Below are 24,758 nucleotides of genomic sequence, written 5' to 3'. Positions count from 1 at the left end.
GCGCGATGGGCGCCTACGCGGCATGGCCCTTTCGGTTGATCCTCATGCACGCAGTCTCTCACCACTCCGGGCCGAGCGGCACGGGATGAGGCTCCGATCCCGTGAATCACCGGTCGTCTCTGCCTCCCACATTCAGGAACCAGACGCTTCGATGGATCAGCACCCACGACCCGCTTCATGCCGCACGAACATCACGTCACGTCAGTCAACCTCTAAGCCTTGATTGGTGCGGCCGACCTGGCGGCCTGCTCGATCTTCGCGCGGTGGGCCGCACGGGCTTCCTCGTCGATCTGCATCTCGAATTCGGCGCGCAACCCGGTCCGGCCGTCGAGGCCCTCGCGCAGGATATCGGCGTGCCCGGCATGCCGTATGGACTCGGCGAGGACATGGGCCATGATGGCGAACAGGTTCGTGTTGGGACAAGGCTCCGTCCACCACGGCACGTGGCCGGGGGCGTCGAGGGGAAGCTCGTTGATCGTCGCGTCCGAGTGTTCCCACGTGCGCCGGTAGAACCCGATGATCTGATCGCGGGTCTCGTCCTCGGTCGCCCACAGATCGCTGCCGTTGGAGTCCTGCCACCGGGGCAGCGGTTCCGGGGAAGGGCGGTCGAAGACCTCGCCGAAGTACCTGGCCTCGACGGTGGCCACGTGTTTGACCAGGCCGAGGAGGTTGGTCCCGGTCGCTGTCAAAGGTCGGCGGGCGTCGTATTCGGACAGGCCGTCGAGTTTCCAGAGCAGCGCCTCGCGGTCCCGCCGCAGTCTCCCGTGCAGGTTGTCTTTCGCGAATTCATCGATCATGCGGCATGAGCCTGCCATGGGCTGCTCGTGGTCTCAAGATCCCCTACGTGGTCCGCAACGACCGGCAGAGCCGAGGCCTGGCCATGGCCGCCGCCCTGACCTGCTACAAGAAGCTCGCGAAACGTGACACGTGAGACAACCTCTCAGCCTCGGTCGAGCTCAGCAACAAGTGCCTCAAGGATCCCGGCGAATTCCGCGGCCGGGATCTCGACAGCGAAGACCCTTCCCACGTGCTCGGGATGCTTGCGTAGGTGCTCCTCACGCCAAAACCGCGACGTGATCACCAGCTTGTCCTGGTCACGGAAGAGGAAGGCTCGCAAGCTGATCCGGGGCCGTACGTGGCCGCTGATGTCATCGTTGCATGTCAGCGGAACAGTGGACCGTAAGCTTCCCGCGGCTCGGTTGGTCTCTGGATCTACCCGCTCACGATCATGAACATTGCGAGCGGCAAGCCGATGAGCCCGCCGATCGCGAAGAGGCCGCCGATGAGCCGTAGAAACCATGAGGGCGCCGCTGTTGCCCGCCGCTGCGATTCCGGCCGGCCCTCCAGGCCGGTCACAACCACGTCGTGCAACCGAGCGGACCACTTCCTCGTCACCAGCAGGCCGCCGCCGACGATGGCGAGCAAGCTCCAGACGAGCAGAAATGGGCCCGGCCCGGGACCCGTCTGGCTCGCGATGGTCATCACCCGTGCATCCTCACCTTTTCCCACAGAGCACCTGGGACAGGCGCCAACGTCGCTGGAAGGAGAGCCACTTCACTGCCCCGTTCGGGTCCAGGACGACGGCCACTTGGTCCCCGGACACGTCGCGGATCTGCTGAAGTGTCCGCCACCCAACGATGATCTCACCCGCCGAGCGTCGGTCGTCGGTCGTCGGTCGTCGGTGAGGGACGCCGAGGCGAGGCGAGTGACTGAGTCCTCCAGATGGCCAGGGGTGCGGCGAGCACCACAGCCGCGATTGCGGAGAAGAGCCGCGGTTTCCTCCAGCGGCGTCGAACGGACGGGCGGGCTACCTCCTGTGGTGGTCGCGCGATTCCTCGGGCCTCAGTACGGAGGACGACGTACGCCGCGTCGTGGCCTGGATGGCTTGGCCGCGGCTTTGACCAGTGGCAACACCCCCCTGTGGGGTCATGCTCGAAGCTCACGGCGGCCCCCGTTGACCCTGGTGCACCGCGCGGGGCGGGCTGCGCGTGCATAGGGTGGGTGGCGCTGGGGCGGCCGGGGCGACGGGAGGCTGGGATGAGCGCACAGGGCACGGACGCGTACACCGACGGCAACGCGCTGGCCGGGCCGCTCCGGGAGATCTTCGCGGTGGACATGACGGCTGCCGAGGGCCGCTGCGTGGGCTGCGGGCGTAGCGGGCCGGTGGCCACACTGCGGGTGTACGACCACTCCCCCGGGCTGGTGGCCCGCTGTCCCGGGTGCGACACCGTGATCCTGCGGTTGGTGCGCGGGCCGTCCGCCGCGTGGCTGGACCTGCGGGGCTCGGTGAGCGTGCGCATCCCGCTCCCCGAGTGACGTCGCCGGGCCCACAACCGACCCGAGCGACCGCCGCACGGGTCTTGGCTCTTCGTGCCGTATGCCCAACACTGTGCCGATGACGACGCGAGCGGAGTGGGAGACCCTGCTGGACCGGCTGGCCGTCGACGACCTGATCAGCGGCTACGCGGCGGCCGTCGACGACGGCGACTGGACGGCGTACGTCGCGCTCTTCGCCCCAGACGGCCGGGCCGATTACTCGTCCGCGGGCGGCATCGCCGGACCCGCCACCGAGGTCGCCGAGTGGCTCGCCTCGACGATGCGCCTGTTCCCCGTGCGCCAGCACCTGGTCGTCAACCGCCGGATCGCCCTCGACCCGCCGTCCGCCGTGGCGCACGCCGACTACGTCAACCCCATGCGGCTCGGCGAAGCAGGGGCGGGCCCGACCGCCCCCAACTTCGTGTGCGGCGGCCGCTACACCTTCGGTCTGCGGCACACCGGGACGGGCTGGCGGATCGCGGAGGTCCTCGTCCGGGAGAAGTGGCGCTCCTGAGCCGGGGCGGCGGAGGAGCGGAGGGCGTACGAGCGGGCAGGGCCATGGATGCGGGTGTATCCAAGAGTCATGGATGTTGCACGACGCCTGGAACAGTGGGGGCGGTCGTGGCGGCCCGGACATCTGCTGGTGGCCGCCATGCTCACGCTGATCCTGATGGTCACCGTCGTGGACATCATGTCACCGCCCGACGTCCATCTGGGGCCGTTCCTGGTCGCCGCCCCCGCGATCACCGCGTCGTTCGCGGGGGCCAGGACGACCGCGGTCGTCGGCGGCGTCGCGGTGGTCGCGCAGATCCTCGTGGCGGCGGTGCGCACGACGCCCCTGGACCTCAACCACTCGGCGCAGATCGCCACCCTGGCCCTGATGTCGGTGCTGGCGACCTTCTTCGCCCATCTGCGCGTGAAGCACGAGCAGCAGGTGACCCGGCTGCGCTCGGTGGCGGAGACCGCGCAGCGGGTGCTGCTGCGGCCCATCCCCCGGCGCATCGGGCCGCTGCGCATCGCCTCGGTCTACCTCGCCGCGGAGGCGGAGGCACAGATCGGAGGGGACCTCTACGCGGCCGTGCGCACGGACACCGGGACCCGGGTGATCGTGGGGGACGTCCGCGGCAAGGGCATGGAGGCCGTGAACGAGGCCGCCCTGACCCTGGGCGCCTTCCGCGCCGTGGCGCACCGGCAGGCGGAATTGCCGGCGCTGGTCCTGTGGCTGGAACAGGCGATCTCCTCCGACCTCACCGCTGAGGCCGGGCCGGCCGAGGACGAGGCGGAGTCCTTCGTCACCGCGGTCGTCGCCGACATCCCGGACGACGAGCCGGTGGTCCACCTCGTCACCTGCGGTCATCCCCCGCCGCTGCGGCTCCGCGAAGGCCGGGTGACCCCGCTCGACATGCCCGCGCCCGCGCCGCCGCTGGGGCTGACGCAGTTCGCCGGCGGGGAGCCCTCGGTGCGCACGTTCCCCTTCGAGCCGGGCGACACCCTGCTGCTGTACACCGACGGGGTCGTCGAGGCGCGCGACGTGGCCGGGGCGTTCTACCCGCTCACCGGACGGCTCGCGGGGCAGCCCGCCGGTGATCCCGAGGCGCTGGTGGAACGGCTGTGCACCGACCTGCTGTCCTACGCGGGCGGCTGCCTCGGCGACGACGCGGCGGTCCTGGCGATCAGCCGGTCGCCGGCCCTGGTGGCTGCGACGGGGCGCGCGGGCGGTCGCCCGCCCTCAACGCCGCCGCCTCCCCAGCAGGCGGCGCCCCCGGGGTGAACTCCCTTGACCGCCGCGGAGAGCGGCGGTCACCCGGCATCCCGGGGGGCGCTCGGGGTATCCGGTCTGTGACACGGGGAGACCACGACCGGAACAGACGAGAAGAGGGGGGAAGTCCGTGGCTCGGTTGGCGTTGCGCGGGCGTTCGTCGGAGGCAAGGCAAGAGGGGCGGCGGTCACCACTGGCCTCGCTGGCCCGGTGGGCGGCGATGGCGCTGGCGTTCGTGGCGATGGTCGCGTTCGGGGCGGTGCTGGCCCGCGCGACGCTGGTGCCGTCGTACGCCTCGGAGGGTCTCGCGCACGCGAACATGCACCCCGGCGCCTCGCTGCGCCAGTACTACGAGCGGTACACGGTGGCGGGCGCCGTACGGCAGGTCGGTGGGAACGTGCTGCTGGGCATGCCCTTCGGCGTGCTGCTCCCGGTGCTGGCACCGAAGGCGCGCGGGGCGCTGCGCGTGGTGGTGACGACGGGTCTGGTGATGATCCTCGTGGAGCTGGCGCAGGGCGCGGTGGTGCAGGGCCGCGCTTTCGACATCGATGACGTGATCATGAACACCACCGGTGCTCTGCTGGGCTACCTGCTCTTCGGGCGTCGCCTCGGCCGGGCCGTGCACGCCGTCCGTCCGGCGGCACCCGACCAGGCCGCGGCCCCGGCGGCGAAGCCCGCGGGCGGTACGAGAACGTCAAGGATCACGAAGGCGTTCGGGACGCGCGGGAGCGGTGCGGCCGGGAAGTCGGAGAAGTCCGGGAAATCCGGGAAATCCGGGAAGTCCGGCAGCACGGCGAAGGCCGGCAAGGGCGCCAAGGCCGCGCAGGCGGCGCCCCGCAAGTCGTTCCTGTCCTTCGGGACGGTGCGCCGCAAGGCCGCCCGGCGCTCCTGAACGGGGCCCGGGCACCCACCCGGGCCACCTGGCGCTCCGCCGCTGGTACGTCCCTGACCAGCGGCGGAGCCGCATGGAGTTCGTCACATCGGGGCCGGAAAGGCTTTCCCCCGAGCACGACCCTTTGTTACACAGAGTGGATTCATCCCCGATTGCCCCGGGAGCGAGCCACATGAACGACGACGACATCCCGGACCGCCTCCACGCGTTCGAGCTGGACTTCACCGACCACGAGACCCGCCGCCGGGCCGAGGTCCTCGCCGCCCTCGGCGACGACTGGGACCCGGTCGCCGTGCTGCGCGAGGAGGATGCGGCGTACCGGCTGCTCTACTCCGGCCTCGACGACGAGCAGGAGGCGGTGTACCGCACGCTCGTGGCGGCGGGCGTGCTGCCGCCCCGCGAGGGGTCCGGGGAGGACGACGGTGCTGCTTCCGATTGATCCCACGGCCGACCCCGGCCGCCGGGCGTGGGTCCCCTGCCCGCGCTGCGAGGACCACCGGGAGTGCGCCACCTGCGCCGCGGGCCGCAACTGCCCCGACCACTGGCGCTACTTGCTGTCGAACAAGGGGCCCGTGGTGCATCTGCAGTGCCCCGGCTGCACCCACATGTGGGCCTGGGACTCCGGTTTCGGCGCGCACCACCGCAACGGGGCCTGAACGCCGCGCGGCCGGGCCCTCCCCGGCAGGCGGCGGCCCGGCTGGTGTGCGAGGCTCGGGGTGTGGGCTGCCCCCGTCCGCGGGGAGCAACCGCGGACCCCTCAGGGAGGCGATCATGGAAACCGATGCCCTGACGGCCGGCACCCTGCGAGCACTGCGCGCGACCAGGCCGTATCCGGCGGTGTCGCTGACCATGCCGACGCACCGGCGCGAACCGGACAACGCCCAGGACGCCGTACGGCTGCGCAATCTGCTCGCCGAGGCCGAGCGCCGGATCGAGCACGATCCGGAGGCGTCCCGCCGCTCGCGGATGGCCATCAAGACGCAGCTGAAGGCCGCCGCCGCCGAAGTGGACCTGCGCTACTCGCTGGACGGGCTCGTCATGTACGCCACGGAACGGGACCACCAGATCTGGACGCTGCCCCGGGCCGTCCCCGAGCGCGTGGTGCTCAGCGACAGCTTCCTGACCCGCAACCTGGTCGCCGCGAAGGCCAGGGCCCTCCCGTACTGGGTGCTCACGGTGGCGGCCGACCGGGCGACCTTGTGGAGCGGCAGCGGCCAGTCGCTGCACCCGCAGGACGCGCAGGGCTTCCCCATGGAGCCGGACCCCGTGCAGTGGGACCCCGAGCGGCAGGAGCAGGTCGGGGACCACCCGAGCACCTTCCGGGACGAGGAGACGCGGCGCTTCCTGCGGTCCGTCGACGGCGCCCTCGCCTCCCTCCTGGCCGCCGACGGCCGGCCGCTGTTCCTGGTGGGCCTGCCGGACGCGGTCGCCCTGCTCAAGGAGGTCGGCACCGCCGCGGACGCCGCGGTGGCCGTCGTGCACAAGGGCGGCCTGGCCAACGGCCCCGCGCAGACGCTGCTCCAGGAACTCGCCCCGGCGCAGAAGGAGTTCGCCGAGCGGGAGACGGAACGGACCGGCCGCAGGCTGGTGGACGCCCGCAGTCGCAGGACCTTCGCGGCCGGGCTGGACGAGGTGTGGGAGTCCGTGTGCGAGGGCCGCGCCGAACTCGTCGTGGTCGAGGAGGACTTCCAGCGCACGGTGCGCCTGAGCGACGGTCACCTCACCCCGGTGGACGGTGACGGCCCGGAGGCGGGCGGCTTCGAGGACGGCATCCGCGAGGACATCGTGGACGAGTTGGTGGAGGCCGCGCTCGACAAGGGTGCCGAGGTCCGCTTCGTGGCGCCGGACAGCCTCGCCGAGCACGACCGGATCGCGGCGGTGCTGCGCTACTGAGCCCCGGCCGGGACGTCACCCGGGGCCGCTGTGGGCGCCGCGGCCCCGGTGACCCGTGTCAGGGTGTCAGGGTGTCGGTGAGCTGTCAGGACGCCTCGACGGCGGCCTTGATCCGCTGCCCGAACGCCGGGGCGTCCTTGCGTGCGGCGCTCAGGGCCAGGCCCACCAGCAGCTTCCCGATACCGTGCCCCTCCAGGTGGTTGAAGATCCGCACCCGGGTGGTGGTCTCGGAGACCGGCTGCAGGTCGTAACCGCCCTCGGCGGTGACCAGGTTCTTCGACTGCTCGGTCCAGCGGATCCGGTTGGGCGGGTCGAACTCGGTGATCCGGAACTCCCGGTGGGACTTCATCCCGGCGTCCTTCACGATGCTGGTGAACACCGTGCCGACCGCCGTCGGGGCGTCGGGCGTACGCAGGATCTCCTGTACGCGGGGGCTGAACTTGGGGTCGTTGCGCCCGTCGGCGAGGAAGGCGAAGACCTCCGCCACGGGACGGTCGACCTCGACGACCGCCTCGAATTGACCGCCCATGTCGCTCCTTGATGGCTCGTTGGATCGCCGGCTCCGGCCGACCCAGCCACGATAGAGCGCCTCGCCACCCCGGGCACGTCCGCGCGTTCCGGATCGTCGCCGCGCGCGGTGAGCGCTGCGGCTCCCCCGCACGTATGGAAGGCCGGGTCCCCTCTCGGGACCCGCGGCAGCCAATGCCGGTGACCTGCAGGTACGGAAGCGGATGTAGGGGGCACGTTGAGGCGCACACGGCGTCAGGTGCAGCGCGCGCTGCGGCTCGTGGCCGTCGCGGGAGTGGTCTGCGGCGGAGTGATGATGTCGCAGGCCTTCGGGGCGGCCCCCGACGGCACGCGGACCGGGAGCGGCAGCCAGGTGCTGGACGCCCCGGACGGCGCGCAGGGCGGGCAGGGCGCGGCGGACGCCGCGGGCCTGGCCAGAGACCTGGCGGCGCGCCTCGGCGATGCCCGGACCGGCGGCAGCTGGGTGGACGCCGAGGGCCGCCCGGTGGTCGCCGTGACGGACCAGGGCACCGCGGCCGAGGTCGCCAGGGCGGGCGCCCGGGCGGAGGTAGTCCGCTACAGCATGCGCGACCTGAAGGACGCGGCCGGCGAACTGCGCGAGGCCCCCCGCGTGCCCGGAACCGCCTGGTCGGTCGACCCGGTCTCCAACGAGGTCCTGGTGCTGGCCGACAGCACGGTCTCCGCCGACGAGTGGGCGCGCCTGCAGTCCGTCGCGGACGGCATCGGCGGGCAGGTCCGCATGGAGCGCACCGGGGCCGACTTCACGACCAGGACCGCGGGGGCCGCGCCGATCCTGACCCGGGGCAGCCGCTGTTCCGCGGGCTTCAACGTCACCAACGGGACGACCGACTTCATCCTGACGGCCGGTCACTGCGGCCCGCCGGGCACCGCCTGGTTCGCCGACAACCAGGGGACCAGGCCCGTCGGCACCACCGTCTCGACCTCCTTCCCCGGCGGCGACTTCTCGCTCGTGCAGTACCAGAACGACGGCTCGGACCACAGCAGCGTCGTCGGGGTCGGCGCGGGCCGTGTGGTCCGGATCACCGGCGCGGCCGACCCGTTCGTGGGGCAGGAGGTCTTCCGCAGCGGCAGCACTTCGGGGCTGCACTCCGGTCAGGTGACCGGCCTGAACGCGACGGTCAACTACCCCGAGGGGACGGTCAGCGGTCTCATACAGACCTCCGTGTGCGCCGAGCCCGGCGACAGCGGCGGCCCGTTGTTCGCGCAGGGCTTCGCACTCGGGATCACCTCGGGCGGCAGCGGCGACTGCACGGCGGGCGGCATCACCTTCTTCCAGCCGGTGAGCTCGGCGATGGCGGCGCTCGGCGTGAGCCTGCCGCGCGCCACGGACAGCGGTGACGCCCCGGCGCCGGCCGCCGGTGGCGACGCACCGGGCGCGCCGCCGGCCGCCTCCGCCGGTGCGCCCACCCGTGAGGCGGGCGGGGGCACGGGGGGCGGCTCCGGCGGCACAGGCGGCCCCGGCAACGGTCAGGGCGCGCAGCAGGCGGCCCCGGGGGCCCCCGCCGCCCCGACGGCCCCGGGTGGCGCGCCGGTCTACCCGGGGACCGCGAGCGATCAGACATCGCTGGGCGCGATCGGCAGCGGGGGCGGCATCGGCCCCGGTCTGCTGATCGTCGCCGTCAGCTGCCTCGCGTTCCTGGCCACGCGGTGGATCCGTCCCGCCGCGGGAGCCGGTGGAGGCTACGGCTCCGGACGCTGGGACTGACCGGCCGCCGCGAGCGGGCCGGGGCGGAGGATCATGGAGGTATGACCACTTCACCTCGCGCCCGCGCCTTCGACCGGGCTGCCGGACGGTACGCCGCGAACCGCCCCTCGTACCCGCCGGCCCTCCTCGACGCCGTCGAGGAGCTGGCGGGCCGCCGGCTGCGCGGTGCCCTGGTCGCCGACGTGGGCGCGGGGACGGGCATCGCCACCGCGCTGCTGCACAAGCGCGGTGCCCGGGTGGTGGCCGTGGAGCCGGGCGACGGCATGGCCGCGGAGCTGCGCCGCAACCTGCCGGACGTCGCACTGGTGCGCGGGGACGGCGACCGGCTGCCACTGGCCTCCGGCGCCTTCGACTTCGTGACGTACGCGCAGGCCTGGCACTGGACCGATCCGCGGCGGTCGGTGCCGGAAGCGCTGCGGGTGCTGCGGCCGGGCGGCGCGTTCGCGCTGTGGCGCAACGACCCCGACATGTCGGTGCCGTGGATCGCCGCCGAGCAGGAGCGGCTGGGCGGCTTCTTCGGAAAACTGTCCCATCCCCGCTCGGGGCGGCTGCCGGACGGGCCGGGTTTCACCGAGCACCGGCTGCCGTGGTCCCGGCGGGTGCCCGTCGAGGTGCATCTGGCGAACCTCGGCACCCAGTCGGCCTTCCTGGTGCTCGGCGAGGAACGCGCCGACGCCTTCCTCGCCGCCGAACGGGAGCGTCTGCTGCGGCACTTCCCGGACGGCGTGGTCGAGGAGCACTACGTCGTGACCTTGGTCCTCGCGATCCGCTGACGCCCGGCCCGGCCGGCCCCGGACGCCCCGGGCCGCCCGCGGTTGATCAGGACGACGCCCGCGATGCCGATCGCCCCGCCCGTCAGTTCGGTGGGCCGGGGGGTCTCGCCGAGCCACACGAAGGCGACGAGGAGGGCCACCGGCGGTACGAGGTACAGGGCCGCCGTGGAGGTCGCGAGGCTGAGCCGGGCGACCGCGTACCCCCAGATCACGAAGCCCAGCGCGGACGGCAGCAGGCCGAGGTAGACCGCCGAGGCGAGGGCGGAGCGGGGGGCGTGGGCCGCCGCCCGCACGGTGCCGGGGGCGAGCGGCAGCAGCATCAGGGTGCCGGCCCACATGGCGTAGCACGCGACCTCCAGCCCGGTGTGGCGGCGTAGCAGCGGTTTGGTGGCGGCGTGGTAGACGCCCTGGACGACGGCGGCGCCGAGGACGACGAGCGCACCCGCGGTGAAGTGCGCGCCGCCGCGGGCGAGGGCGATGACGGTTGCCCCGCCGATCGCCACGAGGCTGCCCGCGACGACGGTGCGGGTCAGCGGTTCGCCGAGGAAGGCCGTCGCGAGGAGCACGCTGAAGGCGGGGGCGATGGCGACCAGCAGGCTGGCGGTGCCCGCGGGGACGTGGACCTCGCCCCAGTTGAGCAGCAGTTGGTACGCGGCCATGCCGGTCAGGCCGCACAACGCGATGAGCGGCAGGTCGCGTCGCCGCGGCCGGCGGACGCCGAGGAGGGGTGCGGCCACGGCGAGCGCGGCGGACGCCACGGCCAGCCGCAGGAAGGACAGGCCGGCGACCCCCAGCCCCTCCAGGCCGACGCGGATGGCGGGGAACGCCGAGGCCCACAGCACGACGGTACCGGCGAGGGCGAGGGCGAGGACTGGGTGCGAGGGGGCGGGAGGCTTCACGTGTCCCACTGTCCCGACTAGGATGGAAAAGATCCAGTTACTCTTTCTTTCACAAACGAGAAGGTTAGCTTTATGCTCGACGTCCGCCGGCTGAGCCTGCTGCGGGCCTTCTCGGTGCACGGCACGGTCGCCGCCACGGCCGAGGCGCTGCATCTGACCGGCCCCGCCGTCTCCCAGCAACTCGCCGCGCTGGAGCGGGAGACCGGGGTCCCGGTCCTGGAGAAGCGAGGCCGCACGCTGCGGTTGACCCCGGCCGGGCGGCTGCTGGTGGAGCACGCGGAGGTGATCCTCGGGGATCTCGCCTCCGCCGAGGCAGCGTTGGACAGGCTCCGCGGGGGCGCCGGCGGCCCCGTCCGCGTCGCCGCCTTCCCGTCTGCGGCGCGCACCCTGCTGCCGGAGGTGTGGCGGCTGCTCGCCGACGGCGATGCCGGCGGCGGGGAGGGTGCGGGCGCGAGTGCCGGGTCGGGTGCCGGCGCCCTTGCTCCGACCGGGCTCAGGATCGCCGAGCACGAACCCGGCGCGGCGGTGGAGCTGCTGCGGCGCCGCGAGGCCGACATCGCCGTCGTCCACGCGTACAGCCTGCTGCCGCGCGAGGTGCCCGCCGGCTGCGAACAGCACCATCTGATGGAGGACCCGGTGCTGCTCGCCGTTCCTCCCGCGCTCGCCGCCGAACACGGCCTGGCCCCGGGCGAGGCCCTCGACCTGGCGCTCCTCGCCGGGCAGGAATGGCTCATGCCCGGGCCGGACACCTCCTGCCACGAACTGACCCGGCGGGCCTGCGGCGCGGCCGGATTCGTGCCCCGGCCGGTGGCGCTGGCCAGTGACTTCTCGGTCCTCACCGCCCTCGTCGCGGCCGGTGCGGGTGTGGCGCTCGTCCCGCGGCTGGCACTGCCCGCCGCCCTGGACGGCGTCAGCCTGCACCCGCCCGCGCACCCGGTGACCCGTACGGTCTCGGCGCTGCTGGCCGCCGGCACCGCGGGGCAGCCGCCGTTGCGCCGCGTGCTGGAGTGTCTGGTGGCCGCGGCGGGGCGGCACGCCTAGCGTGGGCGGAGCGGCACCGGGGGACCGCCCGGCACAGGAACCGAGGGAGCACGCATGAAGAGCGCAGATCTGCTCGCCGACGCCTTCGGCAGGATCCAGGAGACCGTGCACGAGTCCGTCGACGGCATGCCCCTGGACGCCCTGCACGCGCGGCCCGACAAGGGGGCGAACTCGATCGCCTGGCTGATCTGGCACCTGACGCGCATTCAGGACGACCATGTGGCCGGCGTCGCGGGCACCGAGCAGCTGTGGACCACCGGCGGCTGGGCCGACCGCTTCGGCCTGCCCTTCGCACCGTACGACACCGGCTACGGCCACCGCCCCAAGGACGTCGCCGCGCTGCGCGTCGCGTCGGGCGAGCTGCTGACCGGCTATCACGACGCGGTGTACGAGCACACCCTGGGCTACCTGCGGACGCTGCGCGAGACGGACTTCCCGCGCGTCGTCGACACCAGCTGGGATCCGCCGGTGACGCTCGCGGTACGGCTGGTCAGCGTGGTGTCGGACGACCTGCTGCACGCCGGGCAGGCCGCGTTCCTGCGCGGCTGCGTGGAACGCGGCGCGCTCTAGCGGCGGTCAGACGCCCGGTCCGGCGTCGGCGCGGCCGTACTGCAGCAGCACGACCCCGTTGCCGAAGGTCTGCGCCCCGGCGAGCCGGAGGGCGGTGAGCGTGTCGGAGTCGGGGAAGACCGGCCTGCCCCGGCCCAGCACGACCGGGTGGACGTAGATCCGGTACTCGTCGACCAGTCCCAGCCGCAGGAACGAGGCGGCGAGGTCGGCACCGCCGAGCACCAGGTCGCCGCCCGGCCGCGCCTTGAGCTCCATGACCTCCTCGGCGACGACGTCGCGCACGATCGTGGCGTTCCAGTCGGCCCGCTCCAGCGTCCGCGAGTACACGACCTTCGGCATGTCGCGCCAGATCCCGGCGAACTCGGCGACGGCGGGGCTGCTCTCCGGATCCGCGTCGGCCGTGGGCCAGTAGGCGGCCATGAGCTCGTGCGTGACGCGGCCGCTCAGGAAGCCGCCCATCGTCTTCAGCCGCTCGTTCATGTGGAGGTGCAGTTCCTCGTCCACGCGGTGCCAGTCGATCTCACGGTCGGGCCCCTCGAAGTAGCCGTCGAGGGACACCGCCATCTGCAGGATGATCTTTCGCACGGGGGTCCTCCCCTGGGTTGCCTACGACCCACCGGACGATACGCCCCGGGGGCCACCGGGTACGCCCTTCACGGGCGCGCGCCGGCGGTGCCGGAGGTGGTCCCCGCCGGTTCCTCGACGGCGCCGAGCGGGGCGGCCAGGGACTCCAGGCTGCGCCGCTCGGCGCGTACGCCGATGGCCGCCTCGACCAGGCCCGCGAGGGTCATCAGGGCCGCGCCGAGGCAGAAGGCGAGGGTGGTGTCGCCCGGCTCGCCGCTGCCGACCAGGCCGTTGAAGAGCAGGGGGCCGGTGATGCCGCCGAGGGCGGTGCCGACGGCGTAGAAGAAGGCGATGCACAGCGCCCGGGTCTCCAGCGGGAAGATCTCGCTGACCGTCAGGTAGGCCGCGCTGGCGCCCGCGGAGGCGAGGAACAGCACCGCGGTCCAGCAGGCCGTCATGGTGACCGCGCTGAGGGCGCCCTGCTGGAACAGCCAGGCGGTGCCGAACAGGAGCAGGCCGGAGCCGACGTAGCTGCCGGTGATCATCGGCTTGCGGCCCACGGAGTCGAAGAGGTGACCGAGCAGCAGCGGGCCGAGGAAGTTGCCGACCGCGATGACGGCGAAGTAGTAGCCGGTGTCGCCGTTCGGCACGTCGAAGAAGGTCGTGAGGATGACCGCGTAGCCGAAGGTGACGGCGTTGTAGAGGAAGGCCTGGCCGGAGAAGAGCGCGAGGCCGAGCAGGGTGCGGCGCGGGTACTCGCGGGTGACGGTGCGGGCGATGGTGAGGAAGCCCAGTTCGCCGCGCGGGCGGATGAGGATGCTCTCGCCCGGCTCCGGCAGGGGCTTGCCGCTCTCCTCTGCCACCGTACGCTCGACGTCGGCGACCAGGCGCTCGGCCTCCTCCGCCCGTCCGTGGATGAACAACCAGCGCGGGCTCTCCGGCACATGACGGCGCACCAGCAGGATGACCAGCCCCAGGACGACGCCGATGCCGAAGGCGAGCCGCCAGCCGACGTCGCCGGCGAACAGCGAGGTGTCCAGCAGGGCGATGGACGCGAACGCGCCCACGGCGGCGCCGATCCAGAAACTGCCGTTGATGATCAGGTCGATCCGGCCGCGCACCCGGGCCGGGATCAGTTCGTCGATCGCCGAGTTGATGGCGGCGTACTCGCCGCCGATGCCGAAGCCGGTGAAGAAGCGGCACAGGATGAAGAACCAGGCGGTCCACGACACAGCGGTGACCGCCGTGGCCGCGAGGTAGACGGCCAGGGTCACCATGAACAGCTTCTTGCGGCCGAGCCGGTCGGTCAGCCTGCCGAAGAACAGCGCGCCCAGACAGGCCCCCGCGACGTACACCGCGGCCGCCAGCGTGGTGACCTGGGCGGTGCTGATGTCGATGCCGCTGCCCTGCTCGGCCAGCCGGCCCGCCATGTTGCCGACGATGGTGACCTCGAGGCCGTCGAGGATCCACACGGTGCCCAGGCCGATGACGATGCGCCAGTGCCAGCGGGTCCACGGCAACCGGTCCAGCCGGGCCGGCACATCGGTCCGCAACGCTCCCGGCGGGTCGGCGTGAGCCGTCGACGCTGACATGGCCACCTCCGTGAACGAGCCGTTCTGTCCGGAAGCGCGCCTTCCCCCGCCGGGGGCGTTCATGCTGCGGGCGGTCAGCCGTAGAAGTTGCGCTCCCAGCGGTGCCGGGCCAGGACCGCGAGTTGTTCCGGCGTCAGGGGGCGGCCGTCGCTCAGCGCGGTGTTCCGCTCGACGTTGCGCACCGACCGCATGCCGGGGATGACGGTGGAGACCGCGGGGGCGCTCAGCACGAACCGCAGGGCGGTCTCCGCCAAGTCATCCGGGTCGATGCCGAGGTCGGCGACGATGGCGTCCACGCGCCGCTCCACCTGCGCGGGGCGGTCGTCACGGAAGTAGCGGTTGCGGAAGTCCCCTTCGGGGAAGGTGGTCCCGGCGGTGATCCGGCCGGTGAGGCCGCCCTCGTCGAGGGCCACCCGGACGATGACGCCGACCCCGTGCTCCTGGCAGGCGGGGAGCAGCGCGTCCGCCGGTGCCTGGTCGAAGACGTTGTAGATCACCTGCACCGTGTCCACGACCCCGCTGCGGACCAGGGCGAGGGCGTTGTCCGGCTCGTGGTCGTTGACCGACACCCCGAAGAGGCGGATCTTGCCCTCCTTCTTCAGGTCGGCGACGGTCTCCGCCCAGTCCCCGCGGCCGACCCACTCGTCGCTCCAGACGTGGAACTGGAGCACGTCGAAGTGGTCGAGCCCGGCGGCCCGCAGGCTGGTCTCGAGGCTCTCGCGGATGTGGTCGCCGGGGAACGCCTCCGCCGGGTCCACGCCGTCGGGGGCGGGCCACAGGCGGTTCTTCGGCGGGACCTTGGTGGCCACGAGGATCTCGTCACCGGCCCGGGCGCGGTCGCGGACGACCCGTCCGACGATGCGCTCGCTCTCGCCGTAGCCGCGTGCGGTGTCGATGAGGTTCACCCCGAGGTCGACGGCCCGGTTCAGGGCGCGCAGGGACTCGTCCTCGGTCGCGCCCACCCACGCGGACGCGCCGATCCCCCAGGCTCCGTAGCCGATCTCCGACACCCGCAGCCCGCTGCGTCCCAGGTCCCGGTAGCGCACAGTCGTCCTCCACTCGGTGCCGTCACCCGCGGAGCGGTCTCCGCAGCCACGACGATAGGCGACCGGCCCGCACAAGGTCATCAGGGTTCCTTCGCGGCGCCGTCGGCGGTGACCGCGCACATACCCCAACGGGGCCCGGGACGCGGCGCATTCGGCGATTCCGGGCGTTCGGACCACCGGCGGGTCCTAGCGTGGTCGGCCCAGTACGGATGACGGGGGGAGAACAGGGGGACCGCTGTGCCGAACCCGTCCGGCGGAGGACCGCCGCGGCGCCGCATGATCGAGCCGACGCGCGTCATCACCGCGCGGGAGACGCCCGGTGGGCCGGACGAGCCGTGGGAGGAGTCCCTCGGCCTCTTCCGCCCCGCCGGCGGTGCCGCCCCGCCCCCGGACGGCGGCCCTGACACCCAGCCGCTGCCCCGCACCGGACCACCCCCGCGACGGGCCGCGCCCCAGACCTCGGATCCCCGGGCCGCGGACCTCCGGGCCCGCACCCGTACGCCACCGCCCCGGCGCTACCCCCGCACCCCGCGCGCGCTGCGCGTCGCGCTGCTCACCGGCACCGGCGGCGCCGCCGGATTCGCGCTCGCCCTCGCCCTGTTCTCCCCCGGCGTCCTCCACCCCGGTACCCCGCAGGGCGCCGCCCCCGCCTCCCCCTCCGCACCCGGCGCACCCACGGCCGCCGGTCCCGGCTCGCCCGGTGCCGGCGCGATCGGCGGGGTGCTCCGGCAGGGCGACACCGGACCGGCCGTCAGCGAGCTCCAGGCCCGGCTGCTGCGGATCCCGGACGTCTACGCGGACGGTGCCGTCGACGGCCGCTTCGACGGGCGCCTCGCCGCGGCCGTCGCCCGCTTCCAGGTCTGGTACGGCGTCCGCGGCGACGAGAGCGGTGAGTACGGCGACGCCACGCGCCGCGACCTGGAGTCCCGTACGTCGCTCGCCTCGGGCTGAACCCGCCGCCGCGCGGTCCCGCCGGGCGGCCCCTTCGCGACAGGTGAGGAGGCCGAACGCCTTATAGATTGGTTGCGTGGCCCTGCCGGACACGGGGGACGACGAGCACGCCGTGGCGACACCGCCGATCGACTACGCGGCGCTGTTCGCGGCGACCCCGAGCCCGTACCTGGTACTGGACGCGGCGCTGGTGATCGTGGGCGTCAACCAGGCGTACCTGGCCGCGACCAAACGCACCCGGGACGACCTGATCGGCCAGTACATCTTCGACGCGTTCCCCGACAACCCGGACGACCCGCTGGCCGACGGGGTGCGCAACCTCAGCGCCTCCCTGCAGCGGGCCCTGACCTGCCGCGAGCCCGACACGATGGCGCTGCAGAAGTACGACATCCCGGTGATGGCCGATCCCGGGAGGTTCGAGGAGCGCTGGTGGAGCCCGATCAACACCCCCGTCCTCGGGCCGGACGGCACCGTCGCATGGATCATCCACCGGGTGGAGGACGTGACCTCGTTCGTCCAGGCCCGCCGCCACCGGCACGGGCTGCAGGGCTCGGACCTGAGCGAGCGGGAGCAGGCGATGGAGGCCGAGCTGTACGCGCGGGCCCGGGAGCTGCAGCGCCTCAACGACCAGCTGCGCGAGGCCCACGCCCGCGAACGGCAGGTCGCCCTCACGTTGCAGGAGGCCATGCTCCACTCGCCGGACCTGCACCAGCACGAGGACATCGCGGTGCGCTACCTGCCGGCCGCGGGCTCGCTCAACGTGTGCGGCGACTGGTACGACGTGGTCAACCTCTCGCCGAACTGCTACGCGGTGGCGGTCGGCGACGTCGTGGGCCACGGCCTGGAGGCCGCCAGCGTCATGGGGATGCTGCGCAGCGCGCTGAGCGCGGCCATGCGCACCGTCGACGGTCCCGCCAAGGCCCTGGAGGTCGTCGGCCTGTACGCCCGCTGCGTCGAGGGTGCCGTGGCCACCACCGCCGTCAGCGCGCTGATCGACAAGGAGCGGCACACGATCAGCTACAGCAGCGCCGGGCATCCGCCGCCCGTGCTGCTCCACGGCGACGGCACCTGCGAACTGCTGGACCAGGCCACCGACCCGCCCCTGGGTGCCCGCCCCGCCCACGTCGCCCGACCGCAGGCGGCTTTGTCGTACCGCCCGGGGGACACGCTGGTGCTCTACACCGACGGCCTGATCGAGCGCCGCAGGGAGGACATCTACACGGGCCTGGCCCGGCTGACCTCCGCACTCGCCGAGACGCCCGGGCTCGGCGCCGAGCGGCTCGCGGACGCCCTGCTGGCCCGGCTCGGCGTCACCGGAGGCGCGGCCGACGACATCGCGCTGGTCACCCTGCGCCTGTGAGGCGCGGGCGGGGCCGGACCGCGCGGTGGCCGGGGGGTCCGGCCCGGCCTACCGTGATCTGAAGGGGTCCGGCGTGTCGTGGACCTGAGGAACGAGGAGGCCGCGGGTGCCCGGTCGCGGTGCGCTGGAGTGGCTGCGGGCCCGTGATCCGGGCCTCCGGGCGGTGCGCCGTTCGGTGCGGGTGACCCTCGTGGCGTGCCTGAGCTTCTACGTCGCGCGCTACGGCTTCGGCGAGCCGGTCGTCGCCATCTACGCCCTCTTCGGCGCCGTGGCCTCCGGTGCCCTGTCCTACGTGCCCGGTACGCCGGTCGAGCGCGCCCGCACCCTGCTGGCCGCGCTGCCGGTGGCCGCGTTGCTGATCGCCCTGGGCACGGCACTGGCCGTCAGCGACTGGACGGCGGCGCTGGGGATGCTCGGGGTCGGGTTCGCGGTGACGTACGCGGGGGTGGGCGGACCCAAGCTGGTGGGGCTCGCCAACGGGCTGCAGCTGTTCTACATCCTGCCGTGCTTCCCCCCGTACCAGCCGGAGTCGCTGGGCCTGCGCCTGTGCGGCCTGGTGGTCGGCGTGCTGCTGATGGCCGCCGCCGAGGTGTGGGTGTGGCCGGATCCGTCGCCGAGCCGCTACCAGGACCGGCTCGCCCACGCGTGCGAGACCGCGGCGAAGGCGCTGCAGTCGCTGGCGCTCGAGCCGCCGGTGGTGACCGAGCGACTGGAACGCCTGCTGGAGACGGCGCAGCAGTTGCGCATGAGCCACGTGCCGAAGGACGAGCGCCCGGCGTCGGCGGGGGCACGCGACCGGGCGCTGTGCCAGGGGGCCGCGTACCTGCGGCACCTGCTGGCGCAGACCGGGCAGTTGGCCGAGGACGCGGCGGAGCGCACACCGGCCCCCGACGCCGCCCGGTCGCGGATGCTGCTGGCCTCGGCAACCGCCTGCCACAGCGCCGCCCGGGCGCTGAAGGGCGAGGCCCCGGCGCCGCTCGTCGCCCCGTGCGCGGCCGCCGCGGCGGCCTTCGAGGAGCGCCGGGTCCGCCGGCCGGTGTCCGGAGCGACCTCCGCCACGACGGTGCGGGACGGGGCGATCGCGCTCGACATCGCGTACACCGCGGCCTTCCTGGTCACCTCCGTGCGGATCGCGCTCGGCGCGCCGGTGCCGCCCGGCACGACACGGCCCGAGGAGCGGCTGGGGCCGTTCTGGTACGCGGGGCAGTCGCCGGTCGCCCTGTACGGGCACCGGATGCGGGCCCATCTCACGCCGCGCTCGGTCTACTTCCAGAACGCCGTGCGCATCGCACTGGCCCTCGCCGCGGCGCGGCTGATCGCGGGCGGGCTCGACCTGTCGCACGGCTTCTGGGCGCTCCTGACCACGTTGACGGTGATGCGCACCAGCGCCGCCGGCACCCGTACGACCGTGGTCCCCGCGGTGCGGGGCACGCTGGTGGGGGCCGGGGTGGCCGCGCTGCTGCTGTTGCTCGTGGGCGACCACACGCCGGTGTACGCGGTCATGATGGCGCCCGTCTTCTTCCTGGCGTTCACGGCGGGGCCGGTGCTCGGTCTCGGCTGGGGCCAGGCGTTCTTCACCGTCGCGGTGGCCTCCGCCTTCACACAGATCGCCCCCTCGGGTCCGGAGCTCGCCGCGTTCCGGATCGCGGACGTGGTGACGGGTGCGCTGACCGGCATCGTCGTCGGGCTGCTGGCCTGGCCGCGGGGCGGCACGGGCGAGCTGGGGCGGGCCTGTTCGCGTCTGCTGGACCAGGGCACCCTGGCGGTCACCCGGATCACCGAGTGCATCACCGGGACCGGGACGGTGGGCGACGCGCTGTCCAGGGCCCGGCTCGCCCAGCTGATCGCGGAGGCGAGCTACGCGCAGTTCGCCACCGAACGCGACACCCCCGGTACGGGGCCCGCGCTCCCGACGGACTTCCAGGCGATCATGCTGGCCGGGAACCGGGTCCTCACCATGGGGCAGACCCTGGTCGACCACTGCCCGCCGGGCGCGCTGGCCGCGTGGCCGCTCAGCGCCGCGCACCTGCGGGACGCGGCGCACCATCTGCGGCTGACCACACTGCCGCTGACGTACGACCTGCGCTCGGGCACGATGCGTCCGGCACCCGTCGAGTCCCCGCTGCGGAGCGTGCCGACGGACCGCACGGTCATCGCGGACGTCTGCGCCGCCTCGGGCGGCCGGGCACCGGACCCGCTGCTGTACTACGCCGTCGACGCCGCGATCTGGCTGGCCAGCCTCCAGCGGGTGGTCACCGCGATCAGCCGGCCGGCGGAAGATCCGGCAGCAGTGCCGGGTTGACGACCGCGAGGATCGTGGCGACGTCCTCGCGGGGCACCGCGGGCCACAGGATCGCCCGGGCCCCGCGGTACTTGGCGGCCAGCCGCAGCCGCTGCGCCTCGTCGAGGCGCGCGGCCCGGTCCGGGTGGCTGTTGTGGGCGTTGTCGGCGATCTTCACCAGGGCCGCGTCCCGGCCGGCGGCGATCCGGCGCAGTTTGTCCTCGTAGGGCACGCCCGGCTGGTTGGTGACCTGCTCGACGATGCCGACGACCCGCTCCGGGACGCCGGCGGCGCGCAGCCGACCGGCGGTCCAGGGGGTGTCCTCGATGACGTCGTGCAGGAGTCCGGCCATCTGGAGGTCCGGGCCGAAGGCGGCGAGCCCCGCCGCGACCGCCCGGACGTGCTCGATGTAGGGCACGCCGATGCGGTCGGTCTGGCCCTCGTGCGCCAGGCGCGCCAGGGCCTCGGCGTCGGCCACGCTGTTCACCCTCATGGCACCCCATCCTCGGGGGCGCCGGGCGGCCCGGTCCAGCCTCAGCCCAGCGCGGCGAGCAGGCGCTCGGCCAGCGGACCGGAGGAGGCCGGGTTCTGACCGATGATCAGGTTACGGTCGGTCACCACGTGGGGCGTCCACGGCTCGCCCTCCTGGAAGTCCGCGCCGAGGGCGACCAGACGGTCCTGCAGGAGCCAGGGGGCGCGGCCGGCGAGCCCTCCCTGGATCTCCTCGGCGTTGGTGAAGCCGGTCAGCCGGTAGCCCGCGAACGGCCAGCCGCCGTCCGCGCCTTCGGCGGCGAGCAGGGCCGCGGGGCCGTGGCAGACGACGCCGAGCGGCTTGCCCGAGCCGAGCGCGGCGGTCAGCAGGCGTCCGGAGACCGGGTCGACGGCGAGGTCCTCCATCGGTCCGTGGCCGCCGGGGTAGAACACGGCGGCGTAGTCGTCGAGGTCCGCCTCCTCCAGCTTGATCGGGCGCCGCAGCACCGTCATCGCCTCCAGTTCCTCGGCGACGGCCCGGGCGCCCTCCTCCCCGCCGTTGAACTCGGCGGCCAGGCTCCCCCGGTCCACGGCCGGCACGACGCCGCCCGGGGTGGCCACCACGACCTCGTGACCCGCGGCGGTGAGGATCCGGTACGGGGTCACGGCCTCCTCGGCCCAGAAGCCGGTGGGGTGCTCGGTGCCGTCGGACAGCGTCCACGACGAGGCGCCGGTCAGGACGAACAGGATCTTCGCCATGTCAGGTCTCCTTGGTGTGCTCGGTTGCCTCCGGACCGCGTCGGAGCGGGCCGGACGGCTCGACGGTAGGGCGGACCTCCCATTGGCATCCAATAGGATCGCCGTCATGAGCCATACGCTTTCCAATGGGTCGCCGGGAATACGCTCCGGGCGCGGGGGCGGGGGCCCGAGAGGGGGGTCGCTGGACCTGACGCTGCTGCGCACCTTCCTGGCGGTGCACCGCGCCGGTTCCTTCACCGCGGCCGCGCGGCTCCTGGGGCTCTCCCAGCCGACGGTCACGACCCAGATCCGTACGCTCGAAGGCCAACTGGACCGCGAACTCTTCGAACGGCTGCCCCGCGGCGTCGCCGCCACGCCCTTCGCCGACGAGCTCGCCGGACGGGTGGCCGGGCCGCTCGACGCGCTCGCCGCCGTCGCCGACCGCGGGCACGGCGACGCGGACCTCCCCGCCGAGCCGGTCCGCCTCGGCGGCCCCGCGGAGCTGCTGTGCGAGCGCGTGCTGCCCGCGCTCGCGCCGCTCGTCGAGCGCGGCGTACGGCTGCGGATCGGCACCGGGCTCACCGACGTCCTGCTGGAGTCGCTGCGGGCCGGACAGCACGACCTGGTGATCTCCACGCACCGCCCGCGCGGGCGCCTGCTCAGCGCCGTGCCCCTGATGGACGAGGAGTTCGTGCTGGTGGCCGCCCCGTCCCGGGCCGCCCGGCTGGACGTGGCCTCCGGCGGGCCCGGCGCGCTGAGCGGCGTCCCGCTCGTCTCGTACGCCGAGGACCTGCCGATCGCGCGCCGCTACTGGCGCCATGTGTTCGGCCGCCGTCTCACCGGCCAGGCCGCGGTGACCGTCCCGGACCTGCGCGGCGTGCTCGCCACCGTCGCCGCGGGCGCGGGCTTCACCGTCCTCCCCCGCTACCTGTGCGCCGCCGCCCTGGCGGAGGGCACCCTGGTCCCGCTGCTCGACCCCGACGACCCGCCCATCAACACCGCCTACCTCGTCCAGCGCCCGGGCGCCGACCACCACCCGCACCTCGGCCTCGTCCGCGACCTGCTGCTGCGCGAGGCCCGCGCCTGGTGAGGCGCGGCGCCGCCGGGGGCGCATGCTTGAGTCTCCCGCGGCGGGAGACCCCAGGATGGCGGACATGGATGACGACACCCTCCACACCATCGGTGAGCTGGCCCGGCTGACCGGTCTGACCGTGAAGACCATCCGGTACTGGTCGGACACCGGAGTGGTGCCGCCGACCGATCGGACACCCGCCGGCTACCGGCTCTACGACCGGGCCGCGCTGGACCGTCTGGCCCTCGTGCGCACGCTGCGCGACCTCGGCATCGACCTCGCGGCCGTCCACTCCATCCTGGACAGGAAGGTCACCGTCGCCGAGGTCGCCGCGGCCCACGCCGAGGCGCTGGAGGTGCAGATCCGCACCCTGCGGGTCCGCCAGGCGGTGCTGCGGACGGTCGCGGGGCGCGGGGCCTCACCACAGGAGACGGAACTGATGCACCGACTCGCCACCCTCTCGGACCGTGAACGCCGCCGCCTCGTCGACGAGTTCGTCGACGACATCGTGAGCGGCATCGACGTCGACCCCGGTTTCCCGGCCATGATGCGCGCCGCGATGCCCGAACTCCCCGACGACGCCTCGCCGGAGCAGGTGGGCGCCTGGGTGGAGCTGGCCGAGCTGATCCAGGACGAGGACTTCAGGGCCGGCGTCCGCCGCGCCGTCGCCGACCAGAGCCGCGCCCTCGCGGAGGGCGGGCAGCCGGACCCGGCGGCTGCCCGCCGGACGGCCGAGTTGCTGCGGGAGCGTGCGGGCGGCGCCGTGGCGGCGGGCATCGGCCCGGCCTCGTCGGCGGCCCGCCCTGTCGTGGAGGAACTCGTCCGCGCGTACGCGGAGTTGTCCGGCCGGGCGGACGGCCCGGAGTTCCGGGGCTGGCTGGCCGAGCGGCTGGAGATCTCGCACGACTCCCGTTACGAGCGCTACTGGCAGCTGCTGGCGCGGGTGGGCGGCCACGAGGCACCGCCCGCGCTGGCCCCGGCGGTCGCGTGGCTGACGGCCGCCCTGCGGGCGGGATGAGGCAGGGCGTGGCGGGCCGTCAGCGTTCCTCGGCGACGCGGGCCCGCTGCCGCAGGACTTCGGCGGCCCGCCGGCACCAGTCCCGGTTGCCCTCCTCGAAGGCCAGGCCCCGCAGGCAGGTGAGGTAGGGGCCGACGCGGCGGCCGCGGCCGAGGAACTCCTCCTCGGTGCGGTCGCCGCGCATCCGCGCGAGGAGCCGCTCGAACAGCTCGATCTTGGCGTCGGCGAAGGCGGCCCGCTCGCCGAGCCGGGCGATCAGCTCCCCGGCGTCGACCACGTCCGCGGCCTGCACCGCCACGAGCAGGTCGTCGCGGATGAAGGAGGGTTTGCCGACCGCCGCCGCGAACCGTTCCAGCTCGGCGACCCCGTCCTCGGTGACGTGGAAGAGGCGCTTGTTGGGCCGGCTGTCCTGGACGACCTCACGGCCCGCGATCAGCCCCTCCTTCTCGAGCCTGGCCAGTTCGGCGTAGAGCTGCTGCGGAAGGGCGTGCCAGAAGTTCGCCACCCCGATGTCGAACGCCTTCGTCAGCTCGTAGCCGCTGAGCTCCCCGTCCAGGAGTGCGGCCAGGACCGCGTGCCGCAGGGCCATCCCGGCTCCCCTTCCGTCCGTCGTCACGTCTGTCCCGCCGTGCCGTGCTCTTCCGCGTGACCGCTCCTCATGATACTCAAGAAACTGAGTAATCAATTTTCTGAGTGTCGACGTCCGGAGCCGGACGACCAGGAGGAGCCATGACAGCCGCCGACCGCTTCCGGTCCGCCGTCGAGCGCCGCGATCTCGCCGCGCTGGACGAACTGTTCCACGACGACATCCGCCTCTACAGCCCGGTGAAGTTCACCCCGTTCGAGGGCAAGCCCATGGTGCTGGGGCTCTTCGGCGTCCTGCTGCGCACCTTCGAGGACTTCCACTACGTGGGAACCCTCGACGGCACGGTCGGGACGAGCGCCGACGGCACCGAGGCGCCGTCGACGGTGCTGGTGTTCCGTGCCACCGTGGGCGGCAGGAGCATCCACGGCATCGACCTGCTGCAGGTCGACGAGGCGGGCCTGGTCAAGGAGTTCACCGTGATGGTGCGCCCGCAGTCCGCGGTGCACGCGCTCGGGGAGGCCGTCCTGGCCGGCCTCGTCGCCGACGGTCTCGTCCCGGCCCCGTAAGGCGGCCCGGCGCCGGGAGGGCGCCGCCGTCACGTGGCCGCGAGCAGTCCGCGGTACCAGGCGACGGTGGCGTCGAGCGCCTCACCGAGCGGTGCCGGCCGCGCACCGAAGGCCCG

General features: G+C 73.6%; 28 protein-coding genes. 18 read left to right on the top strand and 10 right to left on the bottom strand.

The genetic code is table 11. The features are described from left to right. Positions 1-212: 212 nt before the first annotated feature. The gene (locus ACFV3E_RS23755; protein ID WP_500536448.1) at positions 213-797 is read right to left on the bottom strand and encodes a DinB family protein; all 585 of its coding nucleotides are present in this window, start codon (positions 795-797) and stop codon (positions 213-215) included. 5 nt (positions 798-802) lie between these two features. Here ACFV3E_RS23755 and ACFV3E_RS23750 point away from each other — a divergent pair, with 5 nt between their 5' ends. Continuing rightward, entirely contained in the window at positions 803-931 is a 129-nt protein-coding gene (locus ACFV3E_RS23750; RefSeq protein WP_500536447.1) for a hypothetical protein, read from the top strand. Between the two features lie 281 nt (positions 932-1,212). Here ACFV3E_RS23750 and ACFV3E_RS23745 read toward each other — a convergent pair whose 3' ends face one another. Further along, positions 1,213-1,482: a hypothetical protein gene (locus tag ACFV3E_RS23745; RefSeq protein ID WP_500536446.1), complete on the bottom strand. Its 270-nt coding sequence runs from the start codon at positions 1,480-1,482 to the stop codon at positions 1,213-1,215. A 555-nt stretch (positions 1,483-2,037) separates the two neighbouring features. Between ACFV3E_RS23745 and ACFV3E_RS23740 the strand changes: the two genes are divergently transcribed. From ACFV3E_RS23740 to ACFV3E_RS23710, 7 genes are all read left to right on the top strand, one after another. Further along, positions 2,038-2,316, top strand: coding sequence for a DUF6510 family protein (locus ACFV3E_RS23740; protein WP_500536445.1), 279 nt, complete (start codon positions 2,038-2,040; stop codon positions 2,314-2,316). A 79-nt stretch (positions 2,317-2,395) separates the two neighbouring features. Further along, positions 2,396-2,830, top strand: a complete 435-nt coding sequence (locus ACFV3E_RS23735; protein ID WP_500536444.1) for a nuclear transport factor 2 family protein — start codon at positions 2,396-2,398, stop codon at positions 2,828-2,830. A gap of 69 nt (positions 2,831-2,899) precedes the next feature. Beyond that, on the top strand, positions 2,900-4,087 hold the full coding sequence (locus ACFV3E_RS23730) for a PP2C family protein-serine/threonine phosphatase (RefSeq protein ID WP_500536443.1): 1,188 nt from the start codon (positions 2,900-2,902) through the stop codon (positions 4,085-4,087). Between the two features lie 208 nt (positions 4,088-4,295). Continuing rightward, positions 4,296-4,967, top strand: a complete 672-nt coding sequence (locus ACFV3E_RS23725; RefSeq protein ID WP_500536442.1) for a VanZ family protein — start codon at positions 4,296-4,298, stop codon at positions 4,965-4,967. Between the two features lie 172 nt (positions 4,968-5,139). After that, entirely contained in the window at positions 5,140-5,406 is a 267-nt protein-coding gene (locus ACFV3E_RS23720) for a DUF6400 family protein (protein WP_500371776.1), read from the top strand. Beyond that, positions 5,393-5,623, top strand: a complete 231-nt coding sequence (locus ACFV3E_RS23715) for a hypothetical protein (RefSeq protein ID WP_500324247.1) — start codon at positions 5,393-5,395, stop codon at positions 5,621-5,623. Before ACFV3E_RS23720 ends, ACFV3E_RS23715 begins: the two co-directional genes overlap by 14 nt. Before the next feature lie 115 nt (positions 5,624-5,738). Further along, on the top strand, positions 5,739-6,860 hold the full coding sequence (locus ACFV3E_RS23710; RefSeq protein ID WP_500536441.1) for a baeRF3 domain-containing protein: 1,122 nt from the start codon (positions 5,739-5,741) through the stop codon (positions 6,858-6,860). An 85-nt stretch (positions 6,861-6,945) separates the two neighbouring features. On the opposite strand, the gene ACFV3E_RS23705 is transcribed toward ACFV3E_RS23710, so the two are convergent. Then, positions 6,946-7,389, bottom strand: coding sequence for an SRPBCC family protein (locus ACFV3E_RS23705; protein WP_500536440.1), 444 nt, complete (start codon positions 7,387-7,389; stop codon positions 6,946-6,948). A gap of 216 nt (positions 7,390-7,605) precedes the next feature. On the opposite strand from ACFV3E_RS23705, the gene ACFV3E_RS23700 reads away from it, so the two are divergent. Next, positions 7,606-9,114 (top strand): S1 family peptidase, encoded by a 1,509-nt coding sequence (locus tag ACFV3E_RS23700; RefSeq protein ID WP_500536439.1) that lies wholly within the window; start codon positions 7,606-7,608, stop codon positions 9,112-9,114. A 41-nt stretch (positions 9,115-9,155) separates the two neighbouring features. Further along, on the top strand, positions 9,156-9,887 hold the full coding sequence (locus ACFV3E_RS23695; RefSeq protein WP_500536438.1) for a class I SAM-dependent methyltransferase: 732 nt from the start codon (positions 9,156-9,158) through the stop codon (positions 9,885-9,887). Here the strand turns inward: ACFV3E_RS23695 and ACFV3E_RS23690 are convergent. After that, on the bottom strand, positions 9,854-10,786 hold the full coding sequence (locus ACFV3E_RS23690) for a DMT family transporter (protein WP_500536437.1): 933 nt from the start codon (positions 10,784-10,786) through the stop codon (positions 9,854-9,856). The two genes, ACFV3E_RS23695 and ACFV3E_RS23690, sit on opposite strands and share 34 nt — an antisense overlap. Positions 10,787-10,858: 72 nt before the next feature. Here ACFV3E_RS23690 and ACFV3E_RS23685 point away from each other — a divergent pair, with 72 nt between their 5' ends. Both ACFV3E_RS23685 and ACFV3E_RS23680 read left to right on the top strand, forming a co-directional pair. Further along, positions 10,859-11,827, top strand: coding sequence for a LysR substrate-binding domain-containing protein (locus ACFV3E_RS23685; protein WP_500536436.1), 969 nt, complete (start codon positions 10,859-10,861; stop codon positions 11,825-11,827). Between the two features lie 54 nt (positions 11,828-11,881). Beyond that, the gene (locus ACFV3E_RS23680; protein ID WP_500536435.1) at positions 11,882-12,397 is read left to right on the top strand and encodes a mycothiol transferase; all 516 of its coding nucleotides are present in this window, start codon (positions 11,882-11,884) and stop codon (positions 12,395-12,397) included. 6 nt (positions 12,398-12,403) lie between these two features. On the opposite strand, the gene ACFV3E_RS23675 is transcribed toward ACFV3E_RS23680, so the two are convergent. From ACFV3E_RS23675 to ACFV3E_RS23665, 3 genes are all read right to left on the bottom strand, one after another. Further along, positions 12,404-12,982 carry a dihydrofolate reductase family protein gene (locus tag ACFV3E_RS23675; RefSeq protein WP_500536434.1) on the bottom strand — a complete coding sequence of 193 codons (579 nt, stop codon included), beginning with the start codon at positions 12,980-12,982 and terminating at the stop codon, positions 12,404-12,406. A gap of 68 nt (positions 12,983-13,050) precedes the next feature. Next, positions 13,051-14,553 (bottom strand): MFS transporter, encoded by a 1,503-nt coding sequence (locus tag ACFV3E_RS23670; RefSeq protein WP_500536433.1) that lies wholly within the window; start codon positions 14,551-14,553, stop codon positions 13,051-13,053. A gap of 74 nt (positions 14,554-14,627) precedes the next feature. Continuing rightward, positions 14,628-15,599 carry an aldo/keto reductase gene (locus ACFV3E_RS23665; RefSeq protein ID WP_500371766.1) on the bottom strand — a complete coding sequence of 324 codons (972 nt, stop codon included), beginning with the start codon at positions 15,597-15,599 and terminating at the stop codon, positions 14,628-14,630. Positions 15,600-15,875: 276 nt separating this feature from the next. On the opposite strand from ACFV3E_RS23665, the gene ACFV3E_RS23660 reads away from it, so the two are divergent. The 3 genes from ACFV3E_RS23660 (at position 15,876) to ACFV3E_RS23650 (ending at position 20,212) form a co-directional block, all read left to right on the top strand. Beyond that, on the top strand, positions 15,876-16,550 hold the full coding sequence (locus ACFV3E_RS23660; protein WP_500536432.1) for a peptidoglycan-binding domain-containing protein: 675 nt from the start codon (positions 15,876-15,878) through the stop codon (positions 16,548-16,550). A gap of 76 nt (positions 16,551-16,626) precedes the next feature. Next, positions 16,627-17,910, top strand: a complete 1,284-nt coding sequence (locus ACFV3E_RS23655; protein ID WP_500536431.1) for a PP2C family protein-serine/threonine phosphatase — start codon at positions 16,627-16,629, stop codon at positions 17,908-17,910. A 106-nt stretch (positions 17,911-18,016) separates the two neighbouring features. Beyond that, positions 18,017-20,212 (top strand): FUSC family protein, encoded by a 2,196-nt coding sequence (locus tag ACFV3E_RS23650; protein ID WP_500536430.1) that lies wholly within the window; start codon positions 18,017-18,019, stop codon positions 20,210-20,212. On the opposite strand, the gene ACFV3E_RS23645 is transcribed toward ACFV3E_RS23650, so the two are convergent. Both ACFV3E_RS23645 and ACFV3E_RS23640 read right to left on the bottom strand, forming a co-directional pair. Continuing rightward, the gene (locus ACFV3E_RS23645) at positions 20,172-20,684 is read right to left on the bottom strand and encodes an HD domain-containing protein (protein WP_500536429.1); all 513 of its coding nucleotides are present in this window, start codon (positions 20,682-20,684) and stop codon (positions 20,172-20,174) included. The two genes, ACFV3E_RS23650 and ACFV3E_RS23645, sit on opposite strands and share 41 nt — an antisense overlap. A gap of 41 nt (positions 20,685-20,725) precedes the next feature. After that, on the bottom strand, positions 20,726-21,421 hold the full coding sequence (locus ACFV3E_RS23640; RefSeq protein ID WP_500536428.1) for a type 1 glutamine amidotransferase domain-containing protein: 696 nt from the start codon (positions 21,419-21,421) through the stop codon (positions 20,726-20,728). A 106-nt stretch (positions 21,422-21,527) separates the two neighbouring features. Between ACFV3E_RS23640 and ACFV3E_RS23635 the strand changes: the two genes are divergently transcribed. After that, on the top strand, positions 21,528-22,490 hold the full coding sequence (locus ACFV3E_RS23635; RefSeq protein WP_500536427.1) for a LysR family transcriptional regulator: 963 nt from the start codon (positions 21,528-21,530) through the stop codon (positions 22,488-22,490). 64 nt (positions 22,491-22,554) lie between these two features. Beyond that, on the top strand, positions 22,555-23,490 hold the full coding sequence (locus ACFV3E_RS23630; protein WP_500536426.1) for a MerR family transcriptional regulator: 936 nt from the start codon (positions 22,555-22,557) through the stop codon (positions 23,488-23,490). Positions 23,491-23,509: 19 nt separating this feature from the next. On the opposite strand, the gene ACFV3E_RS23625 is transcribed toward ACFV3E_RS23630, so the two are convergent. Next, on the bottom strand, positions 23,510-24,079 hold the full coding sequence (locus tag ACFV3E_RS23625; RefSeq protein WP_500536425.1) for a PadR family transcriptional regulator: 570 nt from the start codon (positions 24,077-24,079) through the stop codon (positions 23,510-23,512). A gap of 140 nt (positions 24,080-24,219) precedes the next feature. On the opposite strand from ACFV3E_RS23625, the gene ACFV3E_RS23620 reads away from it, so the two are divergent. Continuing rightward, complete coding sequence (locus tag ACFV3E_RS23620; protein WP_500536424.1) at positions 24,220-24,642, top strand: nuclear transport factor 2 family protein; 423 nt, start codon at positions 24,220-24,222, stop codon at positions 24,640-24,642. The last annotated feature ends 116 nt before the right edge of the window (positions 24,643-24,758 follow it).

The sequence above is a fragment of the Streptomyces sp. NPDC059718 genome (assembly GCF_042733315.1).
Lineage (GTDB): Bacteria > Actinomycetota > Actinomycetes > Streptomycetales > Streptomycetaceae > Actinacidiphila.
The sequence above is the reverse complement of the archived record's forward strand: the minus strand, read 5'-3'. Positions and strand labels throughout refer to the sequence as shown.

Bases quoted from the DNA above. Each gene is read 5' to 3' on its own strand.
- ACFV3E_RS23720 (WP_500371776.1), top strand. From the start codon at position 5,140: ATGAACGACGACGACATCCCGGACCGCCTCCACGCGTTCGAGCTGGAC.
- ACFV3E_RS23670 (WP_500536433.1), bottom strand. From the start codon at position 14,553: ATGTCAGCGTCGACGGCTCACGCCGACCCGCCGGGAGCGTTGCGGACC.
- ACFV3E_RS23735 (WP_500536444.1), top strand. From the start codon at position 2,396: ATGACGACGCGAGCGGAGTGGGAGACCCTGCTGGACCGGCTGGCCGTC.
- ACFV3E_RS23710 (WP_500536441.1), top strand. From the start codon at position 5,739: ATGGAAACCGATGCCCTGACGGCCGGCACCCTGCGAGCACTGCGCGCG.
- ACFV3E_RS23660 (WP_500536432.1), top strand. From the start codon at position 15,876: ATGATCGAGCCGACGCGCGTCATCACCGCGCGGGAGACGCCCGGTGGG.
- ACFV3E_RS23620 (WP_500536424.1), top strand. From the start codon at position 24,220: ATGACAGCCGCCGACCGCTTCCGGTCCGCCGTCGAGCGCCGCGATCTC.
- ACFV3E_RS23630 (WP_500536426.1), top strand. From the start codon at position 22,555: ATGGATGACGACACCCTCCACACCATCGGTGAGCTGGCCCGGCTGACC.
- ACFV3E_RS23680 (WP_500536435.1), top strand. From the start codon at position 11,882: ATGAAGAGCGCAGATCTGCTCGCCGACGCCTTCGGCAGGATCCAGGAG.
- ACFV3E_RS23730 (WP_500536443.1), top strand. From the start codon at position 2,900: ATGGATGTTGCACGACGCCTGGAACAGTGGGGGCGGTCGTGGCGGCCC.
- ACFV3E_RS23625 (WP_500536425.1), bottom strand. From the start codon at position 24,079: ATGGCCCTGCGGCACGCGGTCCTGGCCGCACTCCTGGACGGGGAGCTC.
- ACFV3E_RS23755 (WP_500536448.1), bottom strand. From the start codon at position 797: ATGATCGATGAATTCGCGAAAGACAACCTGCACGGGAGACTGCGGCGG.
- ACFV3E_RS23645 (WP_500536429.1), bottom strand. From the start codon at position 20,684: ATGAGGGTGAACAGCGTGGCCGACGCCGAGGCCCTGGCGCGCCTGGCG.
- ACFV3E_RS23725 (WP_500536442.1), top strand. From the start codon at position 4,296: ATGGCGCTGGCGTTCGTGGCGATGGTCGCGTTCGGGGCGGTGCTGGCC.
- ACFV3E_RS23635 (WP_500536427.1), top strand. From the start codon at position 21,528: ATGAGCCATACGCTTTCCAATGGGTCGCCGGGAATACGCTCCGGGCGC.
- ACFV3E_RS23685 (WP_500536436.1), top strand. From the start codon at position 10,859: ATGCTCGACGTCCGCCGGCTGAGCCTGCTGCGGGCCTTCTCGGTGCAC.
- ACFV3E_RS23750 (WP_500536447.1), top strand. From the start codon at position 803: ATGAGCCTGCCATGGGCTGCTCGTGGTCTCAAGATCCCCTACGTGGTC.
- ACFV3E_RS23705 (WP_500536440.1), bottom strand. From the start codon at position 7,389: ATGGGCGGTCAATTCGAGGCGGTCGTCGAGGTCGACCGTCCCGTGGCG.
- ACFV3E_RS23740 (WP_500536445.1), top strand. From the start codon at position 2,038: ATGAGCGCACAGGGCACGGACGCGTACACCGACGGCAACGCGCTGGCC.
- ACFV3E_RS23640 (WP_500536428.1), bottom strand. From the start codon at position 21,421: ATGGCGAAGATCCTGTTCGTCCTGACCGGCGCCTCGTCGTGGACGCTG.
- ACFV3E_RS23745 (WP_500536446.1), bottom strand. From the start codon at position 1,482: ATGACCATCGCGAGCCAGACGGGTCCCGGGCCGGGCCCATTTCTGCTC.
- ACFV3E_RS23695 (WP_500536438.1), top strand. From the start codon at position 9,156: ATGACCACTTCACCTCGCGCCCGCGCCTTCGACCGGGCTGCCGGACGG.